Raw genomic sequence first — 13,448 nt, 5'->3', positions numbered from 1 at the left:
TTTGCGTTACCTGAATCTATAGGGTGATAGCATGCTGGACGGGGTGAAAGGAATGAAACACTATTATTGGGGAACTCAGCAAGGGCTACTTGAGCCGATAAGTCTAAATTATGTTTGCTTTGGAGCGTTGTGGTTCGAAGAGGATCATCACAGAACTATTGTCGGCTATGCTTTTGGTCAGAAGCAGATTGAATCACTTCGCCATTTCAGCAGCCCATCTACCTGTGAATACTGTATGGACCGAACAATTATATACGAAATATATAAAAATATCCGAGAAAAGCAACAGCTGCAGGATTGGTCAGCACACCAACGTTTTCCGTGGCTCACCGCTTTTAAGGAACCGTGGAAAGAAGTTGCAGTCGGTTGGTACGTAATGAGATCCCGCAACACCTTTCCCTTACATTTATCCGTTATACGCAAACAGAAATTCCGACTATGGCTGGAGCATGCCGCAGTCTGTGAGAATGAAGCTGAAATGCTCGCCTGTATAGAGAAGGCTAACGTCATTCACCATGTAAATCTTAAGCTTTTGGAAACCTAAGGAGGAGAAACCTGTCATGGACCAGCGAAGACTATCTCGCATAGAAGTATTCGTCTTTGATTCACCAGAGCCTATTCACTATGGAATGGAGGCTGATCAAGACAGCCGTTATGGCATCCTGAAACTTACCTGTAAAGGAGGTAGTAGCTGGGGGGCATGTCTTATCTCTGCCAATACCAAAACCTTCGACCTTATTAAATGGAGTTCTTTTCTCAGAATGATATACCATTGCCGGCTAGAGGAAGCGATAGATAAAGTACGTACCCATGGTTCAGAGTGGGATCAGACTCAGTTTGAGCTAGTGCAAGGTGCTTTACAGGATTTAAAAGCCAAGCTGCAGGGTAAATCCTTGGCAGGGCACATTGAGCAAGGTCGTCTGTACAGAGCTGTCGCTGGTGGGAGAGATTCCAAAGGAGGGCGGCTATATTATAAACCATCCAGTGTAGCGCTTCAAAAACATAGTTATCCAGAACCTGATACCGCCGAGCTTATCAACAAATCCATTTCTTACTTTTCTTTATTATAAGTTCATCCCATAACCCATTCTGAAAGGATCGTGTTTATCATGCCTGACCCCTTACCTTCCGAATCACCCCGTAGAACTATATTTGCAGAGTGTGTTCAAAAGTGTACGAATGATATCTATACGCTCAGTTCCATGTTGTTACAACAATCAGTAGAAGCCGAGAAGGTTACTATCCGTACTTTTAAAGAGCTTCATAAAATATTCCGTCAAAAAAGCTTCGACAGCCAGCTATTCTCTATCGAGGCTTACCGCTCTTGTATCCGACAATGCGCCGATTATTACGCACGCCGGTCTCTTCTGTCTGCCAAGACATTGCCTTGGGAGGAACAGCTTATAAAAACGATGTGGTATGGCCTAAAGCTATCTTTACCTCAAATAAGCATCATTCTGCAAAAGAGTGTTCCTGTCCTAAAAGCACAGCTTAGGCGTGTGCGGGAGCAACTGACTGCTCAAGAGGATTTGCTGCCTAGTGGTAATCTATCCGTTGTCTAACTCCCTCAACTATCTTCCAAATAACTTTTACGATACATACACAAAAATAAAAAAGCCACGGCATCTGCCGCGGCTTCCTTTCCCTATTTCCCTACTATTACGCTTTACTCTTACGAGCCTTTCCGTACATCCACAATCCCGCAATCATCCCCACCATGGCAATCCCAGTCAATACACCCTGAGTGAAATCCATTAAAGTGGACCCATTGGTCGAGAGCATTCTACTAACCGTAGCCAGAGATACCGAACTCATTAAAAGCATCATATTGTATTGTTCACTTTTAGTCATGATTACCACTCCTTAAAAGTTTATAAGAAGCCACTTAGATCTTGTAAGCCTTCATCGCTTTTCTGATCTCTTTAATACTTGGACGTTTGCCGTACATCAATACGCCTGTGCGATAGATCTTGGCAGCCAACCATCCAAAGATGAATGTGGTAACAAGCAGGATGGCTAATGATACAATAACTTGCCAGATCGCTACTTCACCAACACCAATCCGGAGCAGCATGGTCAATGGAGAGGTGAACGGTACATAACTCGCTACCTTAACCAGCAGAGTATCCGCATTAGAGATACTGAATAGTGGAACATAGAATGCTACGAAGCCTAACATCATAATCGGCATAACCGCTTGGCCAAGATCCTCTGTACGGCTGACAATCGAACCTACAGCTGCATACATCAAGGCATAGAGGAAATAACCTAGTACATAAAGAACAATCCCATAAAGCAACAAGTTAATATTAAGCTGACCTAAATCCAGGTCTAAATCTTTCAAGATCGTTGCATTATGCGGAAGCTTGAGATTGACAACTACCGCTGCAATAATGACGCCAATTTGTAATAACCCTACTAAGAAGACACCGATAACTTTACCGAACATTTGCGCTAAAGGTGAGGCACTTGTAATCAGAATCTCCATGATCCGTGAGCTCTTCTCTGAAGTAATCTCAGCTGCGATCATATTACCGGTCATCATGATAGACATGAAGAACAGCATAAGCATGGCGTATACAATGACGTAATTAATAGGTGGAGCGGATTCCTGCGACGCATCCTTATCTCCCGCAGTCCCATCAGGGTTGAGCTGCTGAGTAGCTATCTGTACCGGTGTTGACATAGCAGCAATCTGCTCCTGCGTCAGCTTGTCGCCAACGACGAACTGGGTGTTTACCTGCTGAAGGGCATTTTGGAGATAGATTTGTACATCGCCCTTCAATTCACCATTCTCACTATGATAAGTAACGGGTGGAAGTCCTTCACCAGTCGGTTCTGCAAAAGTAACATACCCTTCTACAGTCCCTTCATCTAAAGCTTTCTTTAGCTCCGCATCGTCGGCAGAAGTATATTGCACAACTTTTGCCTGCGGCATTCCTTCAGGTGAAGTATAAGCCTTCAACAACTCTGCAGCCTGATTTCCATCTTCCGCGATCACAGCAATTTGAGTCTCTGCGTTTGTTGTAGAATCTCCCTTAAACTGATCGATGATGTACGGAAGATTCATCCCAATGCTGAGCAGCAACACTAGAATTAACGTAGTAATCATGAATGATTTCGTTCTTACTTTATTTTTAAAGGTAAAGCCAATAATTGTCCCCATCTTATTCATGAGATTCACCCACCGCTCTGATAAAGATTTGATTTAACGTTGGTTCCTTAATTTCAAAATGCTCCACTTCACCCTGCGCCATCGCCTGCTGTAGGATACGTTGTGCTGCGCCGATCTCACTGATTGACAACAGATAACCTCGCTCCTGTCGCTGTACTGCTGTTACACCTGCAATTGATTCTAGACCGGTCACTTCGTTATCCGTACGCAACAATACTTGTTCACGAGGATATCCACTCTTAATCGTACGAATATCGCCCTGCACGACAGTATTGGAACGATCCAAAATCGTAATATTACGGCAAAGCTCTTCAACATGCTCCATCCGGTGAGTAGAGAATAAGATACTCGTTCCTTGATCACGCAATTCTTTTACCGTATCTTTCAGTAGTTCCACGTTAACAGGGTCCAAGCCACTGAAGGCTTCATCAAGGATGAGAATTTGCGGCTTATGAACGACTGCGGCGATAAAGCCCATTTTCTGCTGATTCCCTTTGGAGAGCTCTTCAATCTTCTTATTGTAGTAATCCGGAACCTCAAACCGATCGAGCCAGTAGCGAAGGCTCTTATCTGCATCACTAGCCGACATCCCGCGCAGACGTGCCAAGTAGACGATTTGATCGCTTACCTTTACCTTTGGATATAATCCTCTTTCTTCGGGCAGATAGCCCATGATTTGCTGAAGTTCGCTGTTATACGACTTTCCATTATACAAAATATTCCCGCCATCAGGGTAAATTAGGCCAAGCACCATGCGCATTGTGGTTGTTTTCCCTGCACCATTTGCCCCCAGTAATCCGTAAATTTCCCCCTTGCCTACCGTTAGGTTAATTCCGTTTACAGCGGTTTTTTCTCCATATTGCTTCATTACACTTTCCAGCTTTAAGGCTTCCATTTCTCTAGTCCCCTCTCTTGTGATCAATCAGGATAGGACGGTGTCCCTGTGTCCATAAACCCAATATTTCGTCCAATTCTAAACTGCGACTCTTGATAACCTTTACGCCCAAGTCCTGAATGCGTTTCTCGTTCTTAGAAAATTGTTCTATGATAAAAGAAGCTACACCCGGTGTATCCATGGTAAAGTTTATACCTCCCGGTAATTCCGCTGATAACTCAGCAAGCTCCTCTTCACCTGCAACCTGTACCCATACCTCGGTCCAAGTACCGAATAAACTGTCTTTCTCGGCCATACCCAGCAGTTCACCTCTATGCATAAGCATGATATAATCTGCCAACCGCCGCACCTCTTCCACAATGTGTGTAGAGATGATGATCGTAGCGTTGTTCTCATCCATATATTTAAGCAGCGTCTCGATCATAATCTTCCAGGCAAAGGGATCAAGACCTGATGAAGGTTCATCCAGTAGCAGCAGACTTGGGCGTGACGCAAGTGCTGCGGCAATTTCGAATTTCCGACGCTCACCCTTAGACATCTTAGAAAGCCTCATATGATATGGAACCTCAAAGCGATCCATTAGATCCTGAAAATACGACTCATCCCAGTTCGGATACCAATGCTGTCGAAATTGAGCGGCCTCTTCTGCATTCCAGTGGTTCTCCTCAGTAATCGACGTCTCAGGAACATAGGCAATGGTCTGCCGCAGCTCCAGAGGCAACCCGCTATCATACCTGTTCTCAAACCAATATATCTCGCCTTCCTCTGGATTGGTCAGCTGCATCAGTAGATTCAGTAGCGTGCTTTTGCCAGATCCATTCTGACCTACCAGGGCTGTAATATATCCTCTTGGCAGATTCATGGTCAGCGGTCCTATCGTCTTGTTTCGCCGCTGTTTAAGTACATTCCGCAATTCTATAGCCATCTGTACCATATGAATATGCGCCCCCCTTTCATTCCTTTGCTCTATACTTGCGTTCTACAATCTCCATAAAAATCTGCTCAAGTTCATCCTTGCTGCAATGTACCGATCGGCCGATATCCACAGCACTTTCAAGTGCTTTGCCTACCGTGTCTCGTTTGTATTCTTCCATTGCTCCGTCGCCTATGTGGGATACAAAGGTACCTGTTCCTTGTCTCGTTCGCAGCAAACCTTCGTTCTCCAGATCCTGATATACGCGCCGCACTGTAATTACACTGCATTTCAGATCTCCTGCAAACTCACGAATCGAGGGCAGTAGCGTACCTTCTGTAATGACTCCGCTAATGATTAATGATCTAAGCTGAGTCTCTATCTGATGATAGAGGGGCTCTGCACTATTTTCGTTGATTTGTACCGGTATCCACATTATTTACACCTCGCCTTCCACTCTAGCGTGCTAGAGCGCAGTCCTTGCCATTCCGATTTTTTATACGAGATTGCGACTCTTCAGTCGATGTATAGTCCATTTAGAGAATAACTGCACAGATATTGTCCCCAGCAGAAGTGATCCCCACATGATCGGAGATAACAGCCCCCACTCCTTGGAATAGGAGATACTGTATAAAAACAAATTACCTCCCCCAAGTGTAACTAGGAATGATATTCCCCACGATAACACTACGATAAGCAATGTTAGCCATAGATAAGCTTTGCCGCTAAAAAGATACTCAATAAAAATATATAGACCTGAGACCATGAATCCGAAGCCGAGCCATGTAATGGCAAAAGCTATATACGAGGGAACCGCCAGCTCTGTCCGGAAATTTTCCCCTAACAAGTAAACAATACCGAAGAATAACGTACCATTTAGAATAAAGGAGCAAACTCCCTGAAGTTTTCTCCGCGATAATATTACTGCAGCTGGAATTGGTAAGGTTCTTAAGTAAACCAACATTTTTGTGTAAGAGTCTTCACTCCAATATTTCATGGAACGGCGAGAGAATGTTAATCCCAATAAGGGTATAAAGGAAAGAAATAAGAAATCCGTTATCATCGTCCGATCCTGCTCACCTAGTACGTCATTTGCTACCAGGCTAGTCATTCCACCAAGATAACACATAAAAATAACTGTTATTACGAGGGTCCCTAATATCTTTAATTTGTCTCCGCGAAAATCAGAGCGCAACATAAACCATGAATCTTTTAATGTTCTCATTAAAACTAACCTCGCTTTACAATGTCTTCAGCGTCTAGCAGAAGCAGGTGTTCATATCCCTGTGCTTACTGTATATATCTATATACACAGTATATGTCCTTAATTTACCATTGTCAATCCTGTAAATGGAAAACATTCAAGTTGATTAGGAGGTATGCGCTCCCCCCTTTGGAGAAGGCTTTGCACGTATGGGAAACTGATCATTATCAGGATTAACTAATCAGAGGATTAAACATAACTTATGGAGAGGTTGAATATGAGCGAAGGACGCGGAGTGAGGACAGCCTCATTGTTGCTTCGCCAATGGGTTGTAGGTGTAGGGCCAGTTGTTGCGGCTCGGTGGGGTGATTGAAGGGCGGGAGCGACTCCTCTGTGGGTGTGACCACTAATGGATGCGACTCCTCGGCGTGCGCTACCACTGAGTGGATGTGAATCACTCGGTGGGTGTAACTGCTAGTAGAATTAACAATTAGGGAAAATCTCCCTCTAATTACTTGGATTTAGCCTGAAATCAACGTTTTTAGGGAATTCCTCCCTATAAATTCAGCCATTTCTACGTTTTAGAGCTTAAACGGTTAAAATACAGGGAGAAATTCCCTAATTATCGTTTTTCGAGCTCAAAACTTATCTCTTTCAGGGAGGTTTTCCCTAAAAATAAGTAAATAGAATGCTTCACATCACGCCACTGTTCATATCACAAGTGATTTCACAGTTCAATTTTACAACTTCAGCACTCCCCCAACTCCATAAACTAAAATAAGCCCGTTATCCATCATCCCTATTTAGGAACGAGCAGATGCATAGGCTTATTTCATTACTATTCACACAAATTCACGTACGATTCGCACGCATATTCACATGCTCTTTTCACATGCCAATCACAAGCTCTTTTCACGCAACTATCTTACGCGCCCAAAATAACTTCCCACACTGGCTTGGTGTGTCCACCTGGATACAGAACATAAAGCAGCACATACACCATAACGCCAGTAATCGCAGTAATGAACCAGATTATAGATGTTACTCTGCCCCACTTACGGTGCTTGGAGTACTTCGCCTTAAATCCAAGAGTTAACGTAGTAAGTCCGAATACCGCAGCTACCGTTGCCAGCACGATATGGAAGATCAGAAACACTTGATAAATCGTCTGAAGTTCATCAGGACCACCCCATGAGGTGTTTCCCACAAACAACGTTCTAGATACGTAAACAATAAAAAACAGGAGCGCGGCGATTGCGGCAGCAATCATCGTCTTCTTGTGCGCCTCGCGTTTGCCCTTAATGATGAGCCACCAGCCAATAGCTACGAGCACCGCACTAAGCACGATGAACGATGTGCTAATAGTTGGAAACACCGTAAAAATATCCATGATTCTCCTCCTTGGCAGTCTACCAGTTATGCACGGGTCAAGGTGCTCTCCTCGAGTGCTGAGGAAGGCGTCGATAATTCATCGCCCTCTTGTCCGTTCTCTTTTTTATACCAATGATAGAACACATAAGCAAGCATAGAGGCAAAAATAAATTCCTGAATGAACTTCATCGCGATACCTCCCACCTGCTGATCCACTTTTGGTGACAACAATGAAAAGAACGCAGGACCCCCAAAATTCTGAAGTAAGGCAGAAGGATCACCCGATATACAATAGCCCATGGCAAGTGCCCAAGTCTCCGGATCACTGTAAGTAGCATAGAGCGGTTGATCTGCAAAAATAATCAGTCCGCAAGCTGGTGTCAGCAATACCATGTTTAGAAAAATAAACCCAATCTTGCCCAGTCCACTCGCCATTCGACGCTCCGGTAACGGATTGATCAATGTCCACCACATTAAGGCAGCTGTTAGGAATAAAACAATATAGTAGATTCGGTGAACGGTAAAATGCAGCATCACATAATCATGGATAACAGGAATATGGTACAAGGAAAATAGTCCATTAAACAGTAGAGCAGCTACCACCGGTCGAGCTAAAAAAGACAACCGGCGAAATGGATTTACTCTCAATATGCTGCGCCAGATAAAATCTGGAATCCCCAGCATAATCAGCGGCACCGCCACTAGGTATGACAAGGCCATACTAACCATGTGGAAGGAAAACATCATATGTCCTAATAGACTAACAGGACCGCCTTGTGCAAGATAAAGCGCAAGCATTCCGCACACAAATAGTGCTCTTCGCCAGAATGGAACCGGAACTGAATCGGCATGAAGTCCATCAATCGGACCAATCCAAACGAAATAACCCGCCGTCAGCAGCAGCATGACCGCCAGAAAAAGCGGGCTCCATAGTTCTGCAAAGCTAAAATATTGTAATCCGAGCATAACCCTAACCCCTCCTAGCGCAGGATCTAGTTAAACACCAAAAAGAGGGGGCATCTCAGCCCGCCTCTTTCTTTATAGTCCGTTAATTCCACCAAACCCAATACAGCGACATAATAATACAGGTACCGGCGGTAAAAAAACCACCCAGCATGAAGATAATCGGTATTAGATGTCCTTTATCTTTCAGGTGCATCCAGAAGCCCATCTGCACAATGACCTGAATGACTGCCATCACCAGGAGTAGAATAACCGCAAAGGTGGCATTCACCCCTCCAGCCGCAACAGCGGCGAAAGCAATTAAGGTCAAGACAATGGACAGTATAAAGACAACAATATGCCTCTGTGGCCCTTCATGCCGATGACGATGCTTATACCCGTCATTCTCTGGCACATGCTGATCTGTCGTCATAGTGTCTAGCCCACCTTTCCAAGTAGGTATACAACCGTAAAGATGAAGACCCATACCACATCAATAAAATGCCAGTACATGGCTGACACATACACTTTTGGTGCAGTAACTACGGTTAATCCTTTACGCATGAGTTGCCCAATCAGGATGGCGATCCATGCAATCCCGAAAGCTACGTGCGCACCGTGGAATCCTACTAATGTATAGAATGCCGAACTAAATGCACTTGTAGTCATTCCGAAGTCTTCGTGTCTCACATATTGAGTAAACTCATAGATCTCCAGAATCAGGAAGCCAAGCCCTAAGGCTACAGTTACCAAAAGCCAGTTACGAAGCACAGCCGGACGGTTCCTATGCATCGCTTGGATAGCGAATACACTCGTCAGACTGCTTACCAAAAGAATGAATGTTGCAGCAGCTACAAGCGGCAAGTGAAACAATTCATTCGCCGATGGCCCCTCATTCGTCTGATTACGCAATGCGAGGAACGTAGCGAACAACGTACCGAACAATACCGCTTCCCCACCTAGAAACAACCAAAAGGCAAGAACCTTGTTTCGTCCTTCGAGCGTAGCTTTTTCCGGCTCGTGAGGAAATTCTTCCTTAGAAGCTTCTGCATGTGCCGTTGTCATGTCCGCTCACTTCCTTCCAGCTCTTCAGGTTCAATATGCCATCCATGATCATCATACAGCGAACGCAACAGCATAGATCCAAACGTGATGATAAGACCGATGGCTGTAACGATATAATTATTAAACATAAAGCTCATAAAGGCGTTGCCGAAGTCATCCCGACTGAACATGAAGCCAAGTCCAGCGATGAAAATTCCAACAGACATAGTAAACGGCAATATAGTTGCAGACGGCATATGGATCGAGCCGACCGGTTCTGCCGGAGTCATGCCTTTATTTCCTGCCATCTTTTCTTTCCAGAATGCATCAATACCACGGATAAGTGGGGTTTGCTTGAAGTTATATTCTGGTGGTGGTGAAGGAATCGTCCATTCTAGTGTACGTCCATCCTCCCAAGGATCATTAGCTGCATCCGCCGGTCTTCTTGAAGTTAGATAGATGTTAACCAAGAATATAATCATGCCCACACTCATCAATCCAGCACCGATTGTACTGACTAAATTCAGCAAATCGAATTGCTGATTCGGCAAATACGTGAATACCCGACGTTGCATCCCCATGAGTCCAAGGAAATGCTGTACAAAGAATGTCAGATGGAATCCGATGATAAACGTCCAGAAGGTCCATTTGCCCAGCTTCTCACTTAGCATCCGACCAAACATCTTCGGCCACCAGTAATGCAGACCTGCAAACAGGCCAAGCACCAAGCCGCCCACAATAACGTAGTGAAAATGTGCTACAACAAAATACGTATCATGGAACTGAAAGTCAGCAGGCGCAGAAGCCAGCATGACGCCAGTGACGCCACCCATCGTAAAGGTAGGAATGAATCCTGCCGCGAACAGGTTTGGTGTCGTGAAACGTACTTGCCCGCCCCACATCGTGAACAACCAGTTAAAAATCTTGATTCCTGTCGGAACCGCAATCAACATCGTCGATACAGAGAACAACGCATTAGCTACCGGCCCAAGTCCGGTAGTGAACATATGGTGAGCCCAAACCATGAAGCCCAGGAAGGCAATCAGGATGGTAGCGAACACCATTGAGCTATACCCGAACAATCGCTTCCGTGAAAAAGTCGGGATAACCTCCGATATAATTCCGAAGGCAGGCAGAATGAGGATATATACTTCTGGATGACCAAATATCCAGAAGATATGTTGCCAGAGCACCGGATTACCCCCAGCCCCAACCTCGAAGAAATTGGCTCCAAGTATCCGGTCGAATGTCAGCAGTACTAAACCTACTGTAACTGCTGGAAATGCAAACAGAATAATTGCGGAAGTAATAAATGTAGTCCAAGCAAACATCGGCATCCGCATGTAGGTCATTCCCGGCGCGCGCATCGTAATGATCGTGGCTAGAAAGTTAATCCCCCCGATGAGGGTACCTAATCCGGCAATTTGAAGACCAATCGTATAAAAGTCTACACCGTGTGTAGTGCTGTATGTACTCGTAGATAGTGGGGTGTAGGAGGTCCATCCGGCATCAGGAGCGCCACCCATTATCCAGCTGAGATTCAGTAGAATTCCGCCGAACAGGAAGGTCCAGAAGCCAAGTGCATTTAGAAAAGGAAAGGCTACGTCACGTGCACCGATTTGTAGCGGTATGACGGCATTCATTAAGGCGAAGATGATTGGCATGACGCCGAGGAATATCATCGTCGTACCATGCATGGTAATAAGTTCATTAAACGTTTGGGCATCCAAAAAATTATTCATTGGTTTGATGAGTTGCCAGCGAATCAGAAGTGCTTCAATTCCGCCGATACCAAAAAATAATCCTCCGGCCCATAGGTACAAAATTGCGATTTTTTTATGATCGACGGTTGTTAGCCAATCCATAAGTCCTGTATGGCGCTTCACATTGTGGCCATGCCCCAGAGGCTTGGATGAATTCAAGGTATGCGCTGCTTGAGCCAAAGTTCGTACCCCCTTTTTCGAAAGTTCCGCCCGCCTTTAGGCTAAGGCATTAGTCCAGCTTATAGTTGGCCAGATACTCAGCAATGCCATCAATCTCCGCATCACTTAGGCCTAGATCTTTGGGGTTAGGCATCAGATTGCCCGGTTTTACGGATTGTGGATCATGCAGCCATGTTTTGAGATTCTCCTCAATTGGTGCACCATCCTCCCTCGTGTCGTCGTTGAGCAGGATCCCTGCAATCGACTCCCGCGAACCAATTCCGGTCAAGTTCGGCGCATTATTAATCCCTTGATCACCTACAGCGTGGCAAGTCAGACACGCCGCTTTGAACTTCTCAGCTAAAGCAGGATCCTCTGGCAGCACAGCTACGGGTGCTTTCATCGAATCTATCCACTTCTGAAAATCTTGTTCACTAACCGATTTCACCTTAAATTCCATGAATCCATGAGACGGCCCGCATAGTTCCGCACATTTGCCACGGTAAACGCCTTCATTAGGTGCACTGAAGCTGAAGCGGTTAATCGTCCCGGCTGGGTTGGTGTCGATTTTACCGGAAAGGGAAGGGACCCAGAAGGAGTGCAGCACATCTTTAGTCTCCAGTTCAAAAGCAATATCTTTGCCCACTGGAATAATCAGATCCTGCGCTGTAGTCACCTTGTAATCGGTATACTCAAACTCCCACCAATATTGGTGGCCGGTTACTTTAACCTTAATCGCATCCTTGTCATTGGCATGATCATCTCCTGCGGCGAACACTGCTTTCACCGTTGGAACTGCCAGTACCACTACGAGGATAAGCGGAATGACCGTCCAGAGAATCTCAAGCTTGATGCTACCCTCAACCTGCTCAGGGATTTCATTCTGACCCGGCTTTCGACGGAAACGGATCAGTACATAAGCTGCAATCGTAAAGACAATCAGCAACACGACGATCATAATACTGATCGACAGCTCCATTAATCCATAAGACATTTCCGCCTGAGGCCCCTGTGGTCTGAGCACTGACAAGTCCTCACGGCCGCACCCGGCAAGAAAGAGACCAAACATAGCGGTCATGGGAAGGAGTCGCTTTACAGCCTGCCACGTTTTCATCATTGATCTACCCCGCTTTTCCCGATTTCGTAGGTTCCTGTTTTTTTCTGTCAATTATAACAATCACTATTAATATAAGTTTAAGGGAAAGTTTTGTCAATCGTTCACAACTAGTTCACATTGTAATTTTCGACATAATAATTCCTTGTCCCACCTGCATTTATGCGCATTTTTTGAAAACGCAATCAAATAAAAAATGATCGTTAAAGCGCATTCATTGTGAAATGTGTCTATTAATTCATTTGACTATTTTATGAGAGACAATATTTCTTATTCATAAATGTACATACAAAAAAAACCGATTCCTGCAACAAACGCTGCTCGGGCACGGTTTATAAGAATCCTCGTGGATGTTATTACTCAAAATGATGTCAAAAGTAAGTGACACTCGTATCTGTTAGCTAGGAGACGGATGAATTCATCTTTACCAGCTCATGCTCCACGACCATGGTCAGTTCTTCTTCATAGCCTCCGGTAATCCGATATTTTCGGACGTACTCCTTTACGAATTTCTTGGGATCTTTGGGCCGGAAAATACGTGTCATTTCCCGTAAACTTTCCTTGACTTCGTTATGACCTTTACTTGCCATGATCAGTTCCCTCCCAAAACATTGAAAATGAATGCTCCGTTGTAGAGAATGCATGATGAAAAGTACGCCGTAACCTCGAATGCAAGTGAAGCAACCATTACACATACGTGGCTTGCATTATCCGCCAAAACGTAAAATTCAAAGCTTCAAAGCCTTGAGATACTGGTTCGCCGGTGAAGCAGGTTCGTCGTGATTTGGGCTGAGAGTAAGGACGCCTGTTGAACGAAAGCTCCTTGACACTTTTATTACCCGAAGAGCCACTTACTGAATCACCCCTT

General features: G+C 44.9%; 16 protein-coding genes. 3 read left to right on the top strand and 13 right to left on the bottom strand.

Annotated elements, in window-relative coordinates; genetic code table 11:
• Positions 1-52: 52 nt before the first annotated feature.
• The 3 genes from H70737_RS02645 to H70737_RS02635 are packed head-to-tail and all read left to right on the top strand — an operon-like array spanning position 53 to position 1,562.
• Positions 53-544: a hypothetical protein gene (locus tag H70737_RS02645; RefSeq protein WP_156113046.1), complete on the top strand. Its 492-nt coding sequence runs from the start codon at positions 53-55 to the stop codon at positions 542-544.
• Positions 545-560: 16 nt separating this feature from the next.
• Complete coding sequence (locus H70737_RS29625) at positions 561-1,070, top strand: hypothetical protein (protein ID WP_052404137.1); 510 nt, start codon at positions 561-563, stop codon at positions 1,068-1,070.
• A 39-nt stretch (positions 1,071-1,109) separates the two neighbouring features.
• Complete coding sequence (locus H70737_RS02635) at positions 1,110-1,562, top strand: hypothetical protein (RefSeq protein ID WP_042184551.1); 453 nt, start codon at positions 1,110-1,112, stop codon at positions 1,560-1,562.
• Positions 1,563-1,659: 97 nt separating this feature from the next.
• Here the strand turns inward: H70737_RS02635 and H70737_RS02630 are convergent, their stop codons facing one another.
• The 13 genes from H70737_RS02630 to H70737_RS02570 form a co-directional block, all read right to left on the bottom strand.
• Positions 1,660-1,851 (bottom strand): hypothetical protein, encoded by a 192-nt coding sequence (locus tag H70737_RS02630; protein ID WP_042184550.1) that lies wholly within the window; start codon positions 1,849-1,851, stop codon positions 1,660-1,662.
• Positions 1,852-1,885: 34 nt separating this feature from the next.
• The gene (locus H70737_RS02625; protein WP_042184549.1) at positions 1,886-3,175 is read right to left on the bottom strand and encodes an ABC transporter permease; all 1,290 of its coding nucleotides are present in this window, start codon (positions 3,173-3,175) and stop codon (positions 1,886-1,888) included.
• Positions 3,168-4,070: an ABC transporter ATP-binding protein gene (locus tag H70737_RS02620; protein WP_042184547.1), complete on the bottom strand. Its 903-nt coding sequence runs from the start codon at positions 4,068-4,070 to the stop codon at positions 3,168-3,170. The genes H70737_RS02625 and H70737_RS02620 overlap by 8 nt, the downstream gene beginning before the upstream one ends.
• A gap of 4 nt (positions 4,071-4,074) precedes the next feature.
• A complete protein-coding gene (locus H70737_RS02615) occupies positions 4,075-4,932 on the bottom strand; it encodes an ATP-binding cassette domain-containing protein (RefSeq protein ID WP_427470683.1) in 858 nt (285 codons plus the stop codon).
• Positions 4,933-5,023: 91 nt separating this feature from the next.
• Positions 5,024-5,419, bottom strand: a complete 396-nt coding sequence (locus H70737_RS02610) for a GntR family transcriptional regulator (RefSeq protein WP_042184543.1) — start codon at positions 5,417-5,419, stop codon at positions 5,024-5,026.
• A 60-nt stretch (positions 5,420-5,479) separates the two neighbouring features.
• Entirely contained in the window at positions 5,480-6,208 is a 729-nt protein-coding gene (locus H70737_RS02605; RefSeq protein ID WP_042184538.1) for a hypothetical protein, read from the bottom strand.
• A 904-nt stretch (positions 6,209-7,112) separates the two neighbouring features.
• Positions 7,113-7,577, bottom strand: a complete 465-nt coding sequence (locus H70737_RS02600; RefSeq protein WP_042123812.1) for a DUF420 domain-containing protein — start codon at positions 7,575-7,577, stop codon at positions 7,113-7,115.
• 26 nt (positions 7,578-7,603) lie between these two features.
• A complete protein-coding gene (gene ctaG / locus H70737_RS02595) occupies positions 7,604-8,524 on the bottom strand; it encodes a cytochrome c oxidase assembly factor CtaG (protein ID WP_042184537.1) in 921 nt (306 codons plus the stop codon).
• A gap of 82 nt (positions 8,525-8,606) precedes the next feature.
• Positions 8,607-8,933: a cytochrome C oxidase subunit IV family protein gene (locus tag H70737_RS02590; RefSeq protein WP_042184535.1), complete on the bottom strand. Its 327-nt coding sequence runs from the start codon at positions 8,931-8,933 to the stop codon at positions 8,607-8,609.
• A 5-nt stretch (positions 8,934-8,938) separates the two neighbouring features.
• Positions 8,939-9,565: a cytochrome (ubi)quinol oxidase subunit III gene (locus H70737_RS02585; RefSeq protein ID WP_042184533.1), complete on the bottom strand. Its 627-nt coding sequence runs from the start codon at positions 9,563-9,565 to the stop codon at positions 8,939-8,941.
• Positions 9,562-11,409 carry a cytochrome c oxidase subunit I gene (ctaD, locus tag H70737_RS02580; RefSeq protein ID WP_042193223.1) on the bottom strand — a complete coding sequence of 616 codons (1,848 nt, stop codon included), beginning with the start codon at positions 11,407-11,409 and terminating at the stop codon, positions 9,562-9,564. The genes H70737_RS02585 and ctaD overlap by 4 nt, the downstream gene beginning before the upstream one ends.
• Before the next feature lie 127 nt (positions 11,410-11,536).
• A complete protein-coding gene (gene coxB, locus H70737_RS02575) occupies positions 11,537-12,583 on the bottom strand; it encodes a cytochrome c oxidase subunit II (protein WP_042123804.1) in 1,047 nt (348 codons plus the stop codon).
• Between the two features lie 398 nt (positions 12,584-12,981).
• Entirely contained in the window at positions 12,982-13,170 is a 189-nt protein-coding gene (locus H70737_RS02570; protein ID WP_042123803.1) for a hypothetical protein, read from the bottom strand.
• Between the last annotated feature and the right edge of the window lie 278 nt (positions 13,171-13,448).

Origin of the sequence: Paenibacillus sp. FSL H7-0737, assembly GCF_000758545.1 — a bacterium.
Lineage (GTDB): Bacteria > Bacillota > Bacilli > Paenibacillales > Paenibacillaceae > Paenibacillus_AQ.
Note: the sequence above shows the minus strand (reverse complement) of the source record. Positions and strands in the feature narration are given on the sequence as shown.